Consider the following 18,789-nt stretch of genomic DNA (forward strand, 5'->3'; position numbering starts at 1 on the left):
TGATGAGGGTTGGGCCTCCACGTATCCCGGCCTGCAACCCGTCGTCTTGGACGGGCACCCAACAGACCGTGCCGATACGTGTGTGGATTTAGGGTTTTCATTGCCCCGAGGGCGCGCGCTTTATAGCATAGGACCACGGTTCAAACCAAACGCGGGGCGCATACCGACGCGTCCCCCCGTAGTGTAGGATCCCTGCATGGCTGTCACCATCAAGACCGAAGAAGAGATCGAGCGCATGCGCGTGGCCGGACGGCTGGCGGCCGAGGTGCTGGAGATGATCGGCCCGCACGTGCAGGCCGGCGTCACCACCGACGAGCTCGACCGCATCTGCCACGACCACATTGTCGACCACCAGCTGGCGATCCCGGCTCCGCTCAACTACCGCGGGTTTCCCAAGTCCATCTGCACCTCGGTGAACCATCAGGTCTGCCATGGCATTCCCGGCGATCGCCAGTTGAAGAACGGCGACATCATCAACATCGACATCACCGTGATCAAGGACGGCTTTCACGGCGACACCAGCAAGATGTTCTGCATCGGCAAGCCCAGCATCCAGGCCCAGCGCGCGGTGGACGTATCCCGCGCCTGTCTGTATCTGGGCATCCAGCAGGTCAGGCCGGGAGCCACGCTCGGTGACATCGGCCACGCGATCCAGGCCTATGCCGAGGCCAACCGCTGTTCGGTGGTCCGCGAGTATTGCGGCCACGGGATCGGGAAGGTCTTTCACGAGGATCCGCAGGTCCTGCATTACGGCAAGCCGGGGACCGGGCTGCGCCTCGAGCCGGGAATGTGCTTCACCATCGAGCCGATGATCAACGCCGGCCGGCGGCACACGCGTCTGCTCGCCGACGGCTGGACCGCGGTCACCAAGGATCACAGCCCCTCCGCGCAGTGGGAGCACACCATCCTCGTCACCCGGGACGGCTACGACATCCTGACCCTGCGCGCAGGAGAGACTCCGCCCCAGGCCCTGGCCGCATGAGTTCCCCCGCCCCGTCCTGGTCGGGGCCGGAGCTTTTGCCACAACCCGGTCTGGATGACCTGCGCGCGCATCCCGGTGACACGGCCCGCTTCCGCGAGTACCGGCGGACCGTCATCGCGGGCCTGCACCAGGCGTTTCACGATGGCGCCGACATCGATGCACTGATCCACGGCCACGCGGCCCTGATCGATACCCTGCTGACCCTGATCTGGGCCCAACGCGGTCTTGCCGACATCCGCGGCCTCTGCCTGGCCGCAGTGGGTGGTTACGGGCGCGGGGAGCTGCATCCAGGCTCCGACATCGACATCCTGATCGTCGCCGAGCCAGAGGCCGAATCCGCGCATGCGGACACCATCAGTGACTTCGTGACCTTTCTCTGGGACATCGGCCTCGAGGTGGGGCACAGCGTGCGCAGCCTCGACGACTGCCTCCGCGAGGCCCGCAACGACATCACCATCGCGACCACCCTGTTCGAGGCCCGCCGCGTCGCCGGTTCCGGATTGCTGTTCAATCGATTCCGCGAGGCCATGCAACCCGATCAGCTCTGGGACTCGCGCGCCTTCTACGCAGCAAAGCTCGCCGAGCAGCAGGCGCGACATCGTCGCTTCGGCGAAACGGCATACCGACTCGAGCCCAACGTGAAGGAGGGCCCGGGCGGGCTGCGGGACATCCAGATGATCGGCTGGGTCAGCAAGCGGCATTTCGCTGCCGAGCGCCTGCAGGAGCTGGTCGAGCGCGGGTTTCTGCGCGAGGGAGAATGCCTGGACCTGGTGGCGGGCCAGCGCTTTCTCTGGAAGGTTCGCTTCGCGCTGCATATGCTGACCGGCCGCCGCGAGGACCGGCTTCTGTTCGACCTGCAGCGGGCCCTCGCGAACACCTTCGGTTTCACCGACCAGCACCAGAACCTCGGCGTCGAGCAGTTCATGCAGCGCTACTTCCGCACCATCAGCGATCTCCAGCGGCTGAACGAACTGCTGCTGCAGCATTTCAACGAGGCCATCCTCGAGGATCCCGGCAGCCTCAGGGAGGTCAGGCGCATCCACCAGCGGTTCCAGGTGCGCGGCGGCTACCTCGAGCTCGTGCACGACCAGGTCTTCATGATCTATCCCCCGGCCCTCTTGGAGGCCTTCCATCTGCTCCAGACCCACCCCGAGGTCCAGGCCATCCGCGCCTCGACGATCCGCCTGATCCGTGCTCACAGGCACCTGATCGACGGACAGTTCCGGCGCAATCCGGTCTGCCGCGACCTGTTCATGGCCATCCTGCGCGCGCCACAGGGTGTCACCACGGTGCTGCGTCGCATGAACCGCTACGGCGTGCTCGGCGCCTACATCCCGACCTTCGGACGCATCATCGGGCGCATGCAGTACGACCTGTTTCACGCCTTCACCGTGGACGAGCACACACTGAACGTCGTGCGCAATGCGCGGCGCCTGTTCATCCCGGAGTTCCGCGATGAACTGCCGCTCGCCAGCGGGATCGCCGAAGAGATCGAGCGTCCGGAACGGCTGATCCTGGCCGCGCTATTTCACGACATCGCCAAGGGCCGCGGCGGCGACCATTCCGAACTCGGTGCCCTCGACGCGCTGCACTTCTGCCAGCATCACGGCGTCAGCGAAGAGGATGCGGCACTGGTCGCCTGGCTGGTCCGCTCGCATCTGTTGATGTCGCTGACCGCTCAACGCAAGGACATCTCCGACCCGGAGGTGGTCCTTGGCTTTGCCCGCGAGGTGCGCAGCCGCGAGCGGCTCGACCTCCTCTACTTGCTGACCATCGCCGATATCCGGGGCACCAACCCGGAACTCTGGAACAACTGGAAAGACTCCCTGCTGCAGACCCTCTACCACGCGACGGTAACCGTGCTGGACCGGGGGCTCGAGACCCCTCCCGACCCCGAGGAACAGATCGGCCAGACCTGCCGCGAGGCCCTGACCCTGCTGGCGCAGCGGGGCCTGGACGAAGAGGCCGTCGAGGCGATCTGGGACGAGTTCGAAGTGGAATATTTCGTGCGCCATTCCGCCGACGAGGTCGCGTGGCATACTCGGGCGCTGGCCGGCATCAAGGACTCGGACCTGCCGCTGGTGCTGGTGCGCCATGAGACCGCCAGGGGCAGTACCGAGATCTTCGTCTACACCGAAGACCACCCGCGCCTGTTCGCCCGGATCACGACCACCCTGACGCAACTGGGCCTGGACATCGTCGATGCCCGCATCATCACCACTCATGGCGGCCACACCCTGGATACTTTCCTGGTACTCGAGAGCATGGGCCATGCGGTGGAACCCGGCTTCCGCGTGGACGAGATCCGCGAGACCCTGCGCGAACGCCTGCTCGATCCCCACTGTCACGGCAATGCCGTGAGCCGGACACTCCCCCGGCGCCTCAAGCACTTCAGCGTCGACACGCAGATCGAATTCACCCCTGGCGCCCAGGGCTCGAACACCCGCATGCGCGTCCGCGCACTGGATCGCCCCGGACTGCTGTCGACCATCGGCTGCGTCTTTGCCGAGCAGGGCATCAATGTCAGCACCGCGCGCATCAGCACGGCCGGCGAACAGGCCGAGGACCTGTTCCTGCTGTCCAATGCCGAGGGCCAGGCATTGACCGCCGAGCAGCAGCAGGCGCTGCGCAACGAACTGGTCGAGGAGATCTGACCCGACGTATGGGGGCAGGCGGCAGTGCCCGGTCAGTCAGTGTGGCCAGGGATGCAGCTTCGCGCCCAGCGACTGGAACAGCGTCACATACGTGTGCTCGGTGAACACGGGTGACAACAGCACAGCGGTGATATTCACCGTGATCACGAGCAATGCGAACCATGCGCCGCCGCCGAGGCGGCGCTGCCAAGGCAGGTGCTCGGGGATCGACGCGAGTTCGGCATCACTGGCCCGTTCCCCCGCCTCGAGTGTCCTGCCGGCACCGTTCCATCCCTCCAGAAAGGTCTCATCCGACGCGGCACGGGCCATGTCCGCCTTCCGAAACAGGAAGACCCGCGCCGAGAAAAAGACATCGACTGCCTTGACGCCGAGCATACGGAAGGCGCTGCCCACGCGCAGGAAGCGTCCCATCCGGGCTAGCAGGGCACCCCCGCGAGCCGCCAACGCACTGATCCGCCCGCCGAGCAGCCCGATCCGACTCGCGCTCTGAGCCCCGGCCACGCCGGCATGGATGCCCGTGTAGCTGAGCAGGGTGAAGGCCAGGAACACCAGCGCGATATCGTACTTGGTATCCCACAGGGTCCAGGCCGTCCGGTGCGCGCCCGGCCGGTAGCCGAGATAACCCTTTTTCAGCCATTCCAGCCCGATATGCACGGCGACCACGGCAAGCAGCCAGAAATAGCTGACGAACACGCTGAGGCCGATGGCCAACGCGATGTAGATTGTTGCAAACACCAGGCTGCGGTCATGCCGAACGATCCATGTCCGCACCGGACCCAGGTCAGCCAAGGGCCGTGAATCGTTTCCGTTCGTGACTGCATCGGGCTCACTCATCTGCTTCGCGTCTCGCGTTCCCTGTCATCAGGTTGGGCCAAAAGTCTACTGGAGTGGGCTTGCCCGGGTCACCGCCGGCGGGACCCGGTATCATCGCCCGCATGCGAACGCCCCCAGCCCGGCCCCCTGCTGCTTGAACACCGACCTCCCAGTCGCCGCCAGCCTGCCTGCCCTGGCCGACGCCCTCGCGGACCCCGGCATCGCGGTGCTGCAGGCACCGCCAGGCGCGGGCAAGACGACCCTGGTGCCGCTTGCGTTGCGCGACGCGGCATGGTGCCGGGGCCGTATCCTGCTGCTGGAGCCGCGCCGTCTTGCGGCACGTGCCGCCGCCCGGCGTATGGCAGCGCTGCTGAACGAGAGACTCGGGACCACCATCGGCATCACCACCCGCACCGACCGGATCACCGGCCCGACAACCCGCATTGAGGTCGTGACCGAGGGCATCCTTACCCGTCGCCTGCAGCGGGACCCTGCGCTGGAAGACACGAGCCTGGTCATCTTCGATGAGTTCCACGAACGCAGCCTGCAGGCCGACCTGGGCCTCGCTCTGTGCCTGCAGAGCCGCGATCTGCTGCGCCCCGACCTGCGCCTGCTGGTCATGTCTGCGACCCTGGACGCGGGGCGCATCGCAGCATTGATGGGTTCTGCGCCGGTGATCCGGAGCGAGGGGCGCAGCCATCCCGTCACCCGGGTGTACCGGGCTCCGGCGCCCGATCCCGCAAACCCGGTGCCGGCGGTGGTGCGTGCGGTGAGCGAGGCCCTCGACCGGGAGAGCGGCAGCCTGCTGGTGTTCCTGCCGGGCCGGCGCGAGATCGACCGCACCGCTTCCATGCTGGCCGAAACCGCGTCCGCAGGTACCAGGATCGCCCCGCTGCACGGACAACTGCCGCCCGAGGCCCAGGACGCCGCGATCCGCCCGCCGCCCGAGGGACTGCGCAAGGTGGTGCTTGCCACCGACATCGCAGAGACCAGCCTGACGATCGAGGGCATCACCGCGGTGATCGATTCCGGGCTTGCCCGACGGCCGCGCTTCGACCCGCGCAGTGGAATGACGCGGCTGGAGACCATGCGCATCAGCCGCGCCAACGCCGAGCAGCGCTGCGGCCGCGCGGGCCGTCTGGGTCCCGGCACCTGTGTCCGCTTGTGGTCCGAGTCCGATGAGCAACGGATGGCCGCGGATACCGTGCCCGAGATCCTCGAGGCCGACCTGGCGCCGCTCGCTTTGACGCTGGCAAGCTGGGGCGCCGAGGCCTCCGAACTCCGCTGGCTCGATGCGCCGCCGGAGGCCACGCTGGCCCAGGGCCGCGAACTGCTGCAACAACTGGGCGCCCTGGACCGGGACCACCGGATCACCCACCAGGGCAGGGCCATGGACACCCTCGGCACCCATCCCCGGCTTGCACACATGCTGCTTGCCGCAAGGGAGCGGGGACTCGCCCGCACCGCGGCGCTGCTCGCCGCGCTGCTGGAGGAACGCGATCCTCTCTCCCGCAGCCAGGCGGGGGTCGATTTGCGCACACGTCTACGCGCCCTGGCCGCACCGCGGCGGGGGGCGATCCAGGCGAACCCCGGCCTGCGCCGCCGCCTGCTGGACCAGGCCGAGCGGTGGACCCGACAACTGCGGGTCCCCGCTGGCGAGCCCATCGACGCCGAGGCTGCCGGCAGCGTGCTCGCCCTCGCCTACCCCGACCGCATCGCCCTGCGCCGGTCCGGAACCGAGCCCCGTTATCTCCTGGCTAACGGCCGCGGGGCCTTCCTGCCGCGGGAGGACGACCTGGCCGCAAGCCCCTGCATCGTCGCGGCGGTGCTCGACGCCGGCGCCCGCGAGGCCATGGTGCACCTGGCTGCGCCGCTGGACCGCGACTCGCTTGCGCGCGAATTCCCGGACCTCGTGGAGACACGGGATCGGCTGGAATGGGATGACGATGCGGGGGCCATCGTGGCACAACGCGAACGGCGACTCGGCGCCCTGGTCCTCGACAGCTCACCCATCGCGGAGATGCCGCCTGAGCAGATCTCCGGAATCCTCCTCGATGCCATCGCCCGGCGCGGACTCGAGTCCCTGCCCTGGACCCCCGAGACCCACCGCCTGCGCCAGCGCATGGCCTTCGTCCACGCCCTCGAAGGGGCGGACTGGCCCGACGTCAGCGATGCCGCCCTGCTCGCGACACGGGCCCAGTGGCTGGAGCCATGGCTGAGCGGGATGAGCCGGCTGAGTCACCTGCGCGGTCTCGACCTCGCTGCGGCCCTGGGTTCCCACCTCGACTGGGCGCGCCAGCAGCGCCTGGATCAGCTGGCGCCGACCCACGTCACCGTACCGAGCGGCTCGCGCATCGCCCTGGATTACAGCGACCCGAAAGCACCGGTGCTGCCCGTCCGTATCCAGGAGGTCTTCGGCTGGTCCGACACCCCGCGCATCGGCGGCGGCCGGGTCCCGCTGACGTTACACCTGCTGTCTCCGGCACGACGCCCGATGCAGATCACCAGCGACCTGGCGGGTTTCTGGGCCCGCACCTATGCCGAGGTGAAAAAGGACCTCAAGGGTCGCTATCCCAAACATTATTGGCCCGACGACCCCTTGCAGGCCAAGGCCCGCCGGGGCACCAGGTGTCAGGGGTCATGACAGTCAGCGCGGGGGGTCAAGGGTTCCTCAAGTGCTGGGTGAACTCGGGGGCGCGCCGCGGTTGGGTGAATTCAGGCGCGCGTCCGGGTGGCCAGACCTCTTGCGGGGGCGGTGGCTGGATGTGGGGTGGTCGCGGATACTTGCCTGGCGGTCGGGGACCCGGAGGCCGATACCAGCCGGGATGCCAGCGCGGACGCACATAACGGGGGTGATAATGAATCTCGGGTGGAGGTTCGGCGAGGAACGGCACCGGCGGCCGAAGCGCCGCGGCCGCGGCCGCCTCGGCTTCCCGTTGCCGCCGCTCGGTGGCAATCTCGTCCGCGAGACGCTGCGCGGCCTCGGCACGCTCGCGGGCCGCCTGCGCCGCCTCGGGCGTCGGACCCGGCTGCACCTCCAGGCTCCTGACCTCACGGTCGTGGGGGGGCCGGTCCCCGTAAATCACACGACCCTCTGCATCGACCCACTGGAAGACTTCCTGGGCGAGGGCGGAAGGCAAAGCGAGTATGAACAACGGCAGCAGCGCAAGGAGGAGACTGAGTCGCGGCATATCGATATTCTCTCACGCGCGCAGCGCCGGTGGGCGTGGCTGCGCGGCAAACTGGCGTCCCCGACAGGATTCGAACCTGTGACCTGCCCCTTAGGAGGGGGCCACTCTATCCAGCTGAGCTACGGGGACCGGATGTCCAGTATAACCCGCTCCGGTGCCCGGCACGGAAGGCCCCGGTCGCTTGATGCGGTGAGTCTGGACTACCGATGCCTGCGCTCCATGAATTCTTACCCTCGCGTCGAATGGTTAAGCGGACAGCCGGTCCGATTCCGCGAGAATGGCAGTCCGAAAGCCCAACGGGAGTCGAACCAGGCGATGAATCCATGCCCACTCCATGACGGGCCGGCCGCGAGGCCGGACCGTGGCGTTCGATGAGCCCGTCCCCATTGGCCGAGGAGGCGGTGCGTCTGCTGCAGCCGTTGATCGGCATCCGCGGCCGTCACGCGGGGCAGACCCTGGAACTGGTTGAGGTCCTGGAAGACGGGCCCATGGTCGCATTGCTGGACGCAAGTGCATCGCCCAGAATCCAGACCAATCAGTTCGGGGACCCGCTGACGCGCCAGGCCAGGATCCTCACGATCCCCGTTCTCAGCGAGATCGAGCCGGATGCGCATCCGGTCCTCCGCTCGCTGCTGCCGGAGGCCGTCCTAAAGGAACTGCGCGCCTTGATCCGTGCCCATGGTAACGAAGCGGCCCCGCCACCATAGCAACCTGCCACACCAAGCACCCGGCGGAGGCCGAAGGCCGTCATCCACCGTTGTGAGGCTGCTCCACGCGCTCGACGAGGGCTTCGAGTTCATCCCAGATGTTCTGCAGGATCCGCGCCTGGGCGTCTGCGGAGGGGTGAATGCCGTCCTCGAGCATCATCTCGGGTTCCAGCGCGATGCCCTCGAGCAGGAAAGGCACGAAGGCCAGCTCCCGCTCGACCGCGAGATCGGCGAAGACCGCCGCGAACCGCTCTGTGTACACTGGCCCGTAGTTCGGTGGGATCTGGATGCCGGCGAGCAGCACCTTGGCCCCCGCCGACTCGCTGGCGTCGACCATGGCCTCGAGATTCTCGCGCATCGCCCGCAGCGAAAGGCCCCGAAGGCCATCGTTGCCGCCGAGTTCGAGGATCACCAGATCCGGCTGGAATTCCTCCAGCAGCGCCGGCAGCCGCGTCCGCCCGCCGGCCGTGGTCTCGCCGCCCACGGAGGCGTTGCGCACCCGCCAGGGGGCGTCGCGCTCGTCGAGGCGCTGTTCCAGCAACGAGACCCAGCCGGCATCGCCCGCAATGCCGTGCGCGGCACTCAGCGAATCGCCGAAAACCAGGATCCGATGCGGATCCGGGGAATTACTGGCGCCCGAAACACTCCATAGCAACGCCAGAACCACTGCCATCAGGAAACGAAACATGGATGCATCCTCTAAACCCGTGCTGGAGACCACCGGCCTGGAAAAACGGATCGACGGACCCAGCGGCGCGCTGGACATCCTGCGCGGCATCAGCCTGTCGGTCCACCCCGGCGAAAGCGTTGCGATTCTTGGCGCCTCCGGTTCCGGGAAATCCACGCTTCTGGGACTCCTTGCAGGTCTGGACGCCCCGAGTGCCGGGGAAGTTCGACTCCTGGGCGAGAATATCGGTCAACTGGACGAGGATGGCAGGGCTGCGCTGCGTGCCGGCCGCGTCGGTTTCGTCTTTCAGTCCTTCCAGCTCCTCCCGGCCCTGACCGCACTGGAGAACGTGCTGCTGCCGCTGGAACTGAACCCGGCGCACGACGGCCTCTCCGGCAGCGATCTCACCGCCCGGGCCCGCGCCGCGCTCGAACAGGTCGGCCTGCAGGCGCGCGCGCGGCATTACCCGCACCAGCTCTCGGGCGGTGAGCAGCAGCGCGTGGCCGTCGCTCGCGCTATCGTCGACCGCCCTGCGGTGCTGTTCGCGGACGAGCCGACCGGCAACCTGGACGCAGAGACCGGCGCCCGCATCATCGACCTGCTGTTCGGCCTGGCCGGCGCCGACGATACCGGTCCGGCCGACGGCGCCGCACTGCTCCTGGTAACCCACGATCCCGCCCTGGCCGAGCGCTGCGACCGTGTCGTGCACATCCGCGACGGGGTGCTCACGTGACGGCCGGCCGGTCGCGGGTACTCGTCTTCCTGCGCGACACCCTGCGCGAGTGGCGCAGCCCGGAACTTCGGGTGCTCGCGTCGGCACTGGTCATCGCGGTCGCCGCCGTGGCGGCCGTGGGCTTCTTCACCGATCGCGTCGACCGCGGCATGACCCAACAGGCTGCCACGCTGCTCGGCGGCGACGTCGCTGTGGTCTCCAACGCGCCGATCCCGGAACGCTGGCTCGACGAGGCCCGCCAGCGCGGCCTGAATGCGACCCGCAGCGCGACCCTGCCCAGCGTGCTGTTCACCCCCGACGATGACTCGCAGCTGGTCTCCGTGCGCGCGGTGGACCGCGACTGGCCGCTGCGCGGCGAGGTCCAGCTGGCCGGCGACCCGGATCCCGAAATCCGCCTGCAGGGTCCCGAACCCGGCCAGGCCTGGGGCGACGGTGCCCTGCTCCAGTCGCTGGAACTGCGCCCGGGTGACACGGTCGAGCTCGGGTACCTGGAACTCGCCCTGACGGCGCAACTCCTGGTCGAACCGGATCGCGGCAGCAACCTGTTCGACATCGCCCCGCGCCTCCTGATGCACTTCGAAGACCTGGAGGAAACCGGGCTGATCGGTCCGGGCAGCCGGGTCCGCTACCAATTCCTCGCGGCCGGCGAACCCGGGGCCGTCGAGGGCCTGCGCGCATGGCTGGAAAACGAGATGCAGCCCGGCCAGCGCCTGATCGATCTCGAGGATGCCAATCCGGAATTGCGCGAGGCGGTCAACCGCGCGCAGCGCTTCCTGGGCCTGGCCTCGCTGATGGCGGTGCTGCTTGCGGGCGCGGCCATTGCCGTCGCGGCCCATCATTATGCCAACCAGCGGGCCGACGGCGCCGCCGTGATGCGCGCGCTCGGGGCCAGCCGCCGTCGGGTGCTGCGGGTCTACTTCCTGCGCGTGCTGGCGATTGCCACGGTGGCCAGTGTGATGGGCCTCGCCCTGGGCTTCGCGGCCCAGTTCGTGCTCAGCAGCCTGCTGGGCGACTGGCTGGCGACGGATCTGCCGCCGCCCGGCTGGCGGCCGGTGGTCGCGGGGCTTGGCGTCGGCCTGGTCACGGCTACCGGCTTCGCACTGCCGGCGCTGTTGCGCATCGGCCAGGTCCCGCCGCTGCGGGTACTGCAGCGCAACCTCGGCCTGCCGCCGGTCTCGGTTTGGCTCTCAACAACGCTGGCGTTGGTGACCTTCGGCGCCCTGCTCTACTGGCAGTCGGCCGATCCCGGCCTCGCGGCCTGGGTACTGCTCGGCACGGCGCTCGCCCTCGTGGTGCTCGGTGCGCTCGGCCTGCTGCTGATCGTCCTGCTGCGGCCCCTGCGCGACCGGGGCGGCATGGCGCTGCGCTTCGGCCTGGCGAATCTGTCACGCCGGGGCGGGCTGAGCGCGATCCAGATGGTGGCGTTCAGCATCGGCATCCTGGCGCTGCTGCTGCTCGCGATCGTCCGGGTGGACCTGCTCTCTGCGTGGGAGCAGAACATCCCCGCGGACGCACCGAACCTCTTCTTCATCAACATCCAGCCTGGGCAGGAACAGGCTCTGGCCGACCGGGTCAGCGCTGCCGGACTCGATCGCCCCGAGATGGAGCCGATGATCCGGGGTCGGCTCGTGGCCATCAACGACGAGCGCGTCACGGCCGCCGACTTCGACGACGACCGCGCCCGACGCCTGCTCGAGCGCGAATTCAACCTGTCCTATGCCGACACGCCGCCGGCGCATAACCGCGTCGTCGCGGGCCGCTGGTTCGACCCGGAGGCCACGGAGAATGGCGAGTGGTCGGTCGAATCCGGGCTGATGGAACGCTTCGGCCTCAGCCTCGGCGACACGCTCACCTTCAACATCGCGGGTGCCCCGATCGACGGCCGGATCACCAACGTCCGGGAGGTCGACTGGGACAGCTTCAAGGTCAACTTCTTCGTCATCGGTCCGCCCGCCCTGCTCGAGGATCAGCCGCAGACCTACATCACCGCCCTGTACCTGCCCGATGACCTCGAGCAGGAGAAGAACCGCTGGCTGCGCGAGTTCCCGGCGGTCACCGCCATCGACGTCGCGGCACTGCTGGCGCAAGTGCGCAGCGTGATCGACCAGGCGACGCGCGCGGTGGAGTACGTGTTCCTGTTCACGCTGTTTGCGGGCCTGACCGTGCTCTATGCCGCGGTCCAGGCCACCCGCGACGTGCGTCGCCGCGAGACCGCGCTGCTGCGTACGCTCGGTGCGCGCCGCCAGCAGATCCGCAACGGCCTGCTCGCCGAGTTCGGCACCCTGGGGCTGCTGTCGGGACTGCTCGCCGCGCTGATCGCCAGCGCGGTCGGGGGCGTGCTCGCCTGGCAGGTCTTCGGCTTCGAATACACGGTGAACCCGATGACCTTCGTCTTTGGCATCGTGGGCGGCACGCTGGGAATCGGCGTGGCCGGCTGGCTGGGCACGCGCCGGGTTCTGGACCAGGCCCCGCTGAAGGTGCTGCGCGGTCCCGAGTAACGCGGCACGGTCTCCTGCCCCCAAGCTCCCGGATCATTTCCGGGGCCAGCCGGATATACTGAAACCATGCGTCACTCATTGCTGACCGACCAGAAGCTGCAGGGCCTGGAGCGCGAGGCGCTGTGCCGGCATTTCACCGGTTCGGACGTCCCCGATGCCCAGATCTCCGCCGCCATCGACTACGCACTGGACTCGGTCGATGCCTCGGGCCTGCAGACGCATCCGCTGGATGTCGCGGAGATCCTGCGCCGGCTCAATGTCGATCGCCAGACCCTGATCGCCACCCTGCTCATCCCCGCGGTATTCGCCCATCGCCTGACGCACGAGCAGATGAGCCAGGAGTTCGGGGAGGTGATCACCCGGCTCACCGAGAACGTCAGCGAACTCGTGCGCCGCCGCTTCGAAATGCCCACACGGCGGCCGGAACAGTCCGAACGCCTGCGCCGCATGCTGCTGGCGATGGTCGACGACGTGCGCGCGGTGCTGATCAAGCTCGCGTTCCGACTGCAGAACCTGCGGCTCGCTTCGAAAAAGGCGGACCCGGACGCGAAGCTGCTGGCCCAGGAAACGCTGGATGTCATCGCACCGCTGGCCAACCGTCTCGGGATCGGCTCGCTGAAGTGGGAAATGGAGGACCTCTCGCTGCGCATCCTCGATCCCGAGAGCTACCGCAGCATCGCCAACGGACTGGACGCCAACCGCCGTGCGCGCGAGGACTACATCGACGCCTTCACTCGCGATCTGGAGGCGGCCATCAAGGCGGAGGGGATCAAGAACGCCCGCGTCTCCGGACGCCCGAAACACATTTACAGCATCTGGCGCAAGATGCAGAAGAAGCGGCTGGTGCTGGAGGAACTGACCGACCTGCGGGCGACCCGCGTGATCGTCGACGAGCTCTCCGCCTGCTACACCGTGCTCGGCATCGTGCACAACCGCTGGTCGCACCTGTCGCGCGAGTTCGACGACTACATCGCCAATCCCAAGGACAACGGCTACCAGTCCCTGCACACTGCAGTGCTCGGCCCTGAGGGCAAGGTGGTCGAGGTGCAGATCCGCACCCGGGCAATGCACGAATTCGCGGAACTCGGGGTGGCGGCGCACTGGCGTTACAAGGAGGGCGGCCGCGAGGACCAGGCGCTGAACCGGGCCATCGCCTCGCTGCGGCAGCTGCTGGAGTCGGAGGGCGACGATCAGAGCCTGCTCGAGGAATTCCAGAGCGAGGTGCTGCACCAGCGCGTGTTCGTGCTCACGCCCCAGGGCGAGGTACTCGATCTCCCGGCCGGCGCCACGCCACTGGATTTCGCCTACGGCGTGCATACCGAGGTGGGGCACCGCTGCCGGGGCGCCAAGGTGGACGGCCGCATCGTGCCTCTGACCTACCGCCTGCGTTCCGGGCAACGCGTCGAGATCCTGACCACCCGTCAGGGCGGTCCGAGCCGCGACTGGCTGAACCCGAACCTGGGCTACCTGCATACCACACGCGCACGCAACAAGGCGCGCAGCTGGTTCCGGCAGCAGAACCAGGAGGAGCACCTGTCCAACGGGCGCAGCCTGCTCGACCGGGAATGCCAGCGCCTCGGCGTCAGCCAGGTAGACCACGACGAACTGGCGTCCAAGCTGGGCTATCGCCGCTCGGAGGACATGCTGATCGCCCTCGGTGCGGGCGACTTGACCACCGCGCAGGTCGCGCAGAAGCTGCAGGTCGACGCCGCCACCCCCATACCTGCACTGCGTGCGCGACGGCGGCCGGTCAGGGACGGCGCTCCCGCCGGCGGAGGCGACATTCGCATCCGAGGGGTGGGCGGTTTGCTGACCACGCTGGCCAACTGCTGCAACCCGGTCCCGGGCGATGCCATCATCGGCTTCATCACCCGCGGCAAGGGCGTCTCGGTACATCGGCGCGATTGCGTGAACATCCTGCGCCTGCCCGAGGAAAAGCGACCGCGCCTGGTGGCGGTCAGTTGGGGCGAAGAGGCCCCGACGCAGGCGGTGGACCTGCTCCTGGAAGCGCAGGACCGCCCTGGCCTGCTGCGCGACATCAGCAACGTCTTTGCGAACGCGAACGTCAACCTGCTCGCGGTACAGACCCGCACGCATCCCGTCGACCGGTCGGTCCACATGGAACTGACGGCTGAGGTGGAGAGCCTCAGCCAGCTGAGCAACCTGTTCGACAGGATTCAGTCCCTGTCCAACGTCTACAGCGTCCACCGCCGATCGAGTGTCGCTGGCTCAAAGGCTTGACCCGGCAAGCCGCTTTGCGGCGAGGGGTATGACGCCACCGTACACGGCCCGGCCGGAGACGTTGCATCGGACGTCGAGACGGTTCAAGTCTGGGCTCAGGCTGCCGCCAACAGGGACAGAGACACTGCCCCTTTGCGATCCTTGGCAACATTGCTTGAAAAGGATCGTGAAACGGATTGCAAACTCACCGAATCCGGCAGTGGGAACCTGTCAAGCGCTTCCGAATATGGCATTTTCCTTCTTTTGATCCAACTTGGACTCATTGGTCATGCGACCCTTCAAACTGCGCAATCTCAAGGAATGCACCCTCTGTGTCGTGACCCTTGCGATCGTGGCCGGAGCGCCGATCCTGGTCTCGATTCTTGTGTTGGTCTGGGATTGAAGGCAAGCGGCCCTTGCCGCCCCTCCTGAAGCCTCCCGTCCCGGCTGTTCAACGTCCCGAGAACACCGCCGCCCGCAGCATCTTCCGGCGCATGTAGGCAATCTGCGTCTGCAGATCCAGGTCTTTGGGGCAGACGTCCTGGCAACCCAGAAGTGACATGCACCCGAACACACCATCGTCGTCACCGATCAGTTCGTAGTAGTCGGCGTCGGTTCGCTGATCACGCGGATCGAGGCGCAGCCTCGCGATCTTGTTCAGACCGACTGCTCCCACGAACTCCTGGCGCATCCGCGCAGTGCCACAGGCCGCGAGGCAGCAGCCGCACTCGATGCAGCGCTCGAGTTCATAGATCTGCTCGGCCAGCTCGGGCTCCATGCGTTCCTCGAGGCGGCGCAGGTCCATCTCGCTGCTGCTGTGGATCCACGCCTCCAGGCGCTCGCTCATCCCGCGCATCCATTTACCTGTGTTCACCGAAAGATCGCCGATGAGCTCGAAAAACGGCAGCGGCGCCAGCGTGATCCGTTCCCCAAGAACACTGGTCAGGGTACGGCAGGCGAGTCCCGGGCGGCCGTTGATCAGCATCGCGCAGCTGCCGCAGATGCCCGCGCGGCAGACGAAGTCAAACTGCAGCGACGGGTCCTGGCGATCCCGGATGTCGTTCAGTGCCACGAACAGCGTCATGCTCGGGGCCTCATCGACCTCGAAGAGCTCCAGGTGCGGCTTGCTTGCCGGGTCCTGCGGGTTGTAGCGCAGGACGTGGATCTTCAGGCGGCGGACGACGGCCGTATCGGCAGGGCTGGCTGGCATTCGGGTGCTCATCACAGCCTCTCCGTCAGGCGTTCGTTGCGGCCGCGGTATTTCTCCGGCAGCAGCGATTCGTAGTCCATCAGCGCCTGCTGGCGCGCGAAGCGGTCCGCTTCGGGGACCTCGGCCAGCGTCTTCTCGACCTCGGCCACGCGTGCCTCGGTGTCCGGATGGTCGACGTGGTTGCGGGTCCCGTAGCCGCGGAAGCCGGGCGGCAGTTCCATGTCCGTCACCGGAATCTCCTCGTAGTGGATGCTCGGGAGATCGTCGGAGTCGTTCTCCCAGGTGGCCAGCGTGCGCTTCAGCCAGTCACGGTCGTTGCGCTGCGGATAGTCTTCGCGAAAGTGTGCGCCCCGGCTTTCGGTGCGCAGCAGCGCACCCTGGGCGACGCACAGTGCGATCTTCAGCATCTTCTGCACCCGGTAGGCAGCGACCAGTTCCGGGTTGGCGCCGGGCGCCTTGGTACGCAGGGTGATGTTCCGGCTGCGGTGCAGCAGGTCCTGCAGCTCCTGCACGGCGGCCTCGAGTTCCTCGCCGGTACGGAAGATGCCGACCTTGTCCATCATCACCGTTTCCATGCTCTCGCGCAGCGCGGTGACGCTCTCGCCGCCGGTGCCCAGGAGCAGTGCATCCAGCCTCTGCCGCTCGCGGTCGAGGAACTCGCGGACAAGCCCAGTGCCGATGCTCAACTCGCCGCCCTCGGTCTCGCAGTAGTCGGCGATGAACTCGGCGACGATCATGCCCGACACCACGGTCTCGGCGACCGAGTTGCCGCCGAGGCGGTTGAAGCCGTGCAGGTCCCAGCACGCCGACTCGCCGCAGGAGAACAGGCCTTTCAACGTTGGGCTCTGGCCGGTGTGGTCGGTGCGGATGCCGCCCATCGAGTAGTGCTGCGTGGGGCGCACGGGAATCCACTGCTCCACCGGGTTGATGCCCAGAAAGTATTCGCAGATATCCTTGACCTCGCGCAGGTTCTTCTCGATATGCGCGCGGCCCAGCCCGGTGATGTCGAGCCAGAGGTGGTCGCCGTAACGCGACGGCACGCCCTTGCCCTTGCGCATGTGTTCGGTCATTCGCCGCGACACCACGTCGCGCGAGGCGAGCTCCTTCTTCTCGGGTTCGTAGTCGGGCATGAACCGGTGACCGTCGACGTCCCGCAGTACGCCGCCGTCGCCGCGACAGCCCTCGGTGGTGAGGATGCCGGCGGTGATGATGGCCGTGGGGTGGAATTGCACCGCCTCCATGTTGCCGAGGGTCGCGACGCCGGTCTCGAGTGCCAACGCGATGCCGGTGCCCTCACAGATGATCGCGTTGGTGGAGACCTTGTAGATGCGTCCGTAGCCGCCGGTAGCGATCGTCGTCGCCTTCGCGACATAGGCGGTCAGTTCGCCTGTGATCAGGTCGCGCACGACCGCGCCATGGCAGCGATTGCCCTCGTGCAGCAGCGCCAGCGCCTCCTGCCGTTCGAGCACGGGGATGCCGTGGGCGATGGTCTGGTCGCCGAGGGCGTAGAGCATGGTGTGACCGGTGCCGTCGGAGGTGTAGCAGGTGCGCCATTTCTTGGTGCCGCCGAAGTCGCGCGCGGTGATCAGGCCGTGGGCGTCGTCGGCCTCGGAGATCGTGATCTTCTCGGCGTTCACCACCGACTCGCGGCTGCCACGGGCGACCCGGCTCCACGGCACGCCCCAGGCCGCGAGCTCGCGGATCGCCTTGGGCGCGGTGTTCACGAACATGCGCACCACGCGCTGATCGGCGCCCCAGTCGCTGCCGCGTACGGTGTCCTCGAAGTGGATGTCCTCGTTGTCGCCCGCGCCCATCGCGCTGTTGCCGAGGCTGGCCTGCATGCCGCCCTGCGCCGCGACCGAGTGCGAGCGCTTGGCCGGGACCAGGCTCAGCACGAGTACGTCCAGTCCGCGCTGGCGCACGCCCACGGCCGTGCGCAGTCCCGCCAGCCCGCCACCGATCACGAGCACGTCTGTGTACACCACCTTCATGGGGCTTCCTCCGGGATGGCCGTCTGTGGCGGAGACTCCTGCAGCCAGGTGGGCACGTAGCGCTCTCCGTAGTGGTCCCGGTGCTCGAGTCCAATCCGGACGTAGGTGGCAAGGGAGGCCAGCCCGAGCAGCAGGAAGAAGACGATGAAGCCGCGCATCAGCCATTTCAGCCGCTGGCGGCCCAGCACCGGATCACGCGCCGGCAGCCAGCCCCACTTGACGCCGACGCGGTACGAACCCACGGCCGCGTGGACCACGGAGGTGACCAGCAGCAGCAGGTACAGCGGCCACATCCATTCGCTGACCACCCGGTCCGAGGAGGCGTAGGGGCCAATGTTGGCGGGCTGGGACATCATGCCGTACAGGTGCACCGAGGCGAGGAAGAACAGCGCGAAGCCGGTGTAGACCTGGACCCACCATAGGCTGGTGTCCTCATGGCGCATGACCTTGCGGTGGTCCTGGTACACGCGGTACTGGCGGTAGGTGACCGGGATCTTGCGTACGGCCAGCACGGCGTGGAGGATCAGTATCGCGAAGATGAACGCGGAAAACAGGGTGATGATGATCGGGTAGGGTTCGCCGAAGATGTAGTAGCCCTCGAAGAACATGGTGACGCGGTACATCGCGTCCTTGCCGAGAAGGATCGATGCTTCCGCGAACAGGTGCACCCACAGGAACAGGGCCAGAAACAGCCCCGAAGCGCTCTGCATGAAATCCAGCCGGGCCGGCCAGGGCCTCCCCTGCCGACGTCCGGTCAACGCCGCTCCCACCGCCAGTTCGTTCGAATTGCCCATCAGCCCACCCATGGTTTGAAGTTCGCCTGCAGCGCGACGGGCCAGCGCAAGGCAACCCGACTCTGCCATGGTAGGGGCGTTCGGACCCGACAAGCATTGATGTAGGTCACGGCGGCACGAGTGGCCCGTCGGGTCTCCGCCCCAACCATCCCCAAAGCCCGGCGTCATACCCGGCACCGTCCCGACTCCCTTTTCACCGTTCGAAATACGACCGCGATCGCCAGATGGGATTCGAACCTGCTCAGTGGGCCGATCGTCCCGGTCCGGCCAGGCCTCCCGCTGTCACCAACGAAATTCCAGAAACTGGATCCAATCCCCGTAATCGGCCC

13 protein-coding genes and 1 tRNA gene are annotated in these 18,789 nt (G+C 67.4%); 7 read left to right on the top strand and 7 right to left on the bottom strand.

Annotated features, from left to right (window positions below):
- Positions 1-196 precede the first annotated feature (196 nt).
- Positions 197-982, top strand: coding sequence for a type I methionyl aminopeptidase (map, locus tag EA346_RS03160; RefSeq protein ID WP_296755552.1), 786 nt, complete (start codon positions 197-199; stop codon positions 980-982).
- The gene (gene glnD / locus EA346_RS03165; protein ID WP_296755555.1) at positions 979-3,636 is read left to right on the top strand and encodes a [protein-PII] uridylyltransferase; all 2,658 of its coding nucleotides are present in this window, start codon (positions 979-981) and stop codon (positions 3,634-3,636) included. Before map ends, glnD begins: the two co-directional genes overlap by 4 nt.
- A 36-nt stretch (positions 3,637-3,672) precedes the next feature.
- On the opposite strand, the gene EA346_RS03170 is transcribed toward glnD, so the two are convergent.
- Complete coding sequence (locus EA346_RS03170; protein ID WP_296755557.1) at positions 3,673-4,371, bottom strand: hypothetical protein; 699 nt, start codon at positions 4,369-4,371, stop codon at positions 3,673-3,675.
- A 232-nt stretch (positions 4,372-4,603) separates the two neighbouring features.
- Here EA346_RS03170 and hrpB point away from each other — a divergent pair, with 232 nt between their 5' ends.
- The gene (gene hrpB, locus EA346_RS03175; protein WP_296755560.1) at positions 4,604-7,093 is read left to right on the top strand and encodes an ATP-dependent helicase HrpB; all 2,490 of its coding nucleotides are present in this window, start codon (positions 4,604-4,606) and stop codon (positions 7,091-7,093) included.
- 16 nt (positions 7,094-7,109) lie between these two features.
- Here the strand turns inward: hrpB and EA346_RS03180 are convergent, their stop codons facing one another.
- Both EA346_RS03180 and EA346_RS03185 read right to left on the bottom strand, forming a co-directional pair.
- Positions 7,110-7,640 carry a DUF4124 domain-containing protein gene (locus EA346_RS03180; protein WP_296755562.1) on the bottom strand — a complete coding sequence of 177 codons (531 nt, stop codon included), beginning with the start codon at positions 7,638-7,640 and terminating at the stop codon, positions 7,110-7,112.
- 52 nt (positions 7,641-7,692) lie between these two features.
- Positions 7,693-7,769, bottom strand: a tRNA-Arg gene (locus EA346_RS03185).
- Positions 7,770-8,011: 242 nt separating this feature from the next.
- Between EA346_RS03185 and EA346_RS03190 the strand changes: the two genes are divergently transcribed.
- Positions 8,012-8,347: an ATPase gene (locus tag EA346_RS03190; protein WP_296755564.1), complete on the top strand. Its 336-nt coding sequence runs from the start codon at positions 8,012-8,014 to the stop codon at positions 8,345-8,347.
- Between the two features lie 40 nt (positions 8,348-8,387).
- Here EA346_RS03190 and EA346_RS03195 read toward each other — a convergent pair whose 3' ends face one another.
- Positions 8,388-9,035 (bottom strand): arylesterase, encoded by a 648-nt coding sequence (locus tag EA346_RS03195; RefSeq protein ID WP_296755566.1) that lies wholly within the window; start codon positions 9,033-9,035, stop codon positions 8,388-8,390.
- Here EA346_RS03195 and EA346_RS03200 point away from each other — a divergent pair.
- The 3 genes from EA346_RS03200 (at position 9,034) to EA346_RS03210 (ending at position 14,486) form a co-directional block, all read left to right on the top strand.
- Positions 9,034-9,747: an ABC transporter ATP-binding protein gene (locus EA346_RS03200; protein ID WP_296755569.1), complete on the top strand. Its 714-nt coding sequence runs from the start codon at positions 9,034-9,036 to the stop codon at positions 9,745-9,747. The two genes, EA346_RS03195 and EA346_RS03200, sit on opposite strands and share 2 nt — an antisense overlap.
- Positions 9,744-12,245, top strand: a complete 2,502-nt coding sequence (locus tag EA346_RS03205) for an FtsX-like permease family protein (protein WP_296755572.1) — start codon at positions 9,744-9,746, stop codon at positions 12,243-12,245. Before EA346_RS03200 ends, EA346_RS03205 begins: the two co-directional genes overlap by 4 nt.
- A gap of 66 nt (positions 12,246-12,311) precedes the next feature.
- A complete protein-coding gene (locus tag EA346_RS03210) occupies positions 12,312-14,486 on the top strand; it encodes a bifunctional (p)ppGpp synthetase/guanosine-3',5'-bis(diphosphate) 3'-pyrophosphohydrolase (RefSeq protein WP_296755574.1) in 2,175 nt (724 codons plus the stop codon).
- A gap of 430 nt (positions 14,487-14,916) precedes the next feature.
- On the opposite strand, the gene EA346_RS03215 is transcribed toward EA346_RS03210, so the two are convergent.
- The 3 genes from EA346_RS03215 to EA346_RS03225 are packed head-to-tail and all read right to left on the bottom strand — an operon-like array spanning position 14,917 to position 18,460.
- Positions 14,917-15,687: a fumarate reductase iron-sulfur subunit gene (locus tag EA346_RS03215; RefSeq protein ID WP_296755576.1), complete on the bottom strand. Its 771-nt coding sequence runs from the start codon at positions 15,685-15,687 to the stop codon at positions 14,917-14,919.
- A complete protein-coding gene (locus EA346_RS03220; RefSeq protein ID WP_296755578.1) occupies positions 15,687-17,666 on the bottom strand; it encodes a fumarate reductase flavoprotein subunit in 1,980 nt (659 codons plus the stop codon). Before EA346_RS03220 ends, EA346_RS03215 begins: the two co-directional genes overlap by 1 nt.
- The gene (locus tag EA346_RS03225) at positions 17,663-18,460 is read right to left on the bottom strand and encodes a fumarate reductase cytochrome b subunit (RefSeq protein ID WP_296755581.1); all 798 of its coding nucleotides are present in this window, start codon (positions 18,458-18,460) and stop codon (positions 17,663-17,665) included. The genes EA346_RS03220 and EA346_RS03225 overlap by 4 nt, the downstream gene beginning before the upstream one ends.
- Positions 18,461-18,789: the final 329 nt, after the last annotated feature.

It is taken from the genome of Thioalkalivibrio sp., from assembly GCF_007692535.1.
Lineage (GTDB): Bacteria > Pseudomonadota > Gammaproteobacteria > Ectothiorhodospirales > Ectothiorhodospiraceae > Thioalkalivibrio.

Coding starts and splice junctions, on each gene's coding strand:
- EA346_RS03220 (WP_296755578.1), bottom strand. CDS start 17,666: ATGAAGGTGGTGTACACAGACGTGCTCGTGATCGGTGGCGGGCTGGCG.
- EA346_RS03215 (WP_296755576.1), bottom strand. CDS start 15,687: ATGAGCACCCGAATGCCAGCCAGCCCTGCCGATACGGCCGTCGTCCGC.
- EA346_RS03180 (WP_296755562.1), bottom strand. CDS start 7,640: ATGCCGCGACTCAGTCTCCTCCTTGCGCTGCTGCCGTTGTTCATACTC.
- glnD (WP_296755555.1), top strand. CDS start 979: ATGAGTTCCCCCGCCCCGTCCTGGTCGGGGCCGGAGCTTTTGCCACAA.
- EA346_RS03195 (WP_296755566.1), bottom strand. CDS start 9,035: ATGTTTCGTTTCCTGATGGCAGTGGTTCTGGCGTTGCTATGGAGTGTT.
- EA346_RS03200 (WP_296755569.1), top strand. CDS start 9,034: ATGGATGCATCCTCTAAACCCGTGCTGGAGACCACCGGCCTGGAAAAA.
- EA346_RS03190 (WP_296755564.1), top strand. CDS start 8,012: ATGAGCCCGTCCCCATTGGCCGAGGAGGCGGTGCGTCTGCTGCAGCCG.
- map (WP_296755552.1), top strand. CDS start 197: ATGGCTGTCACCATCAAGACCGAAGAAGAGATCGAGCGCATGCGCGTG.
- EA346_RS03210 (WP_296755574.1), top strand. CDS start 12,312: ATGCGTCACTCATTGCTGACCGACCAGAAGCTGCAGGGCCTGGAGCGC.
- EA346_RS03225 (WP_296755581.1), bottom strand. CDS start 18,460: ATGGGCAATTCGAACGAACTGGCGGTGGGAGCGGCGTTGACCGGACGT.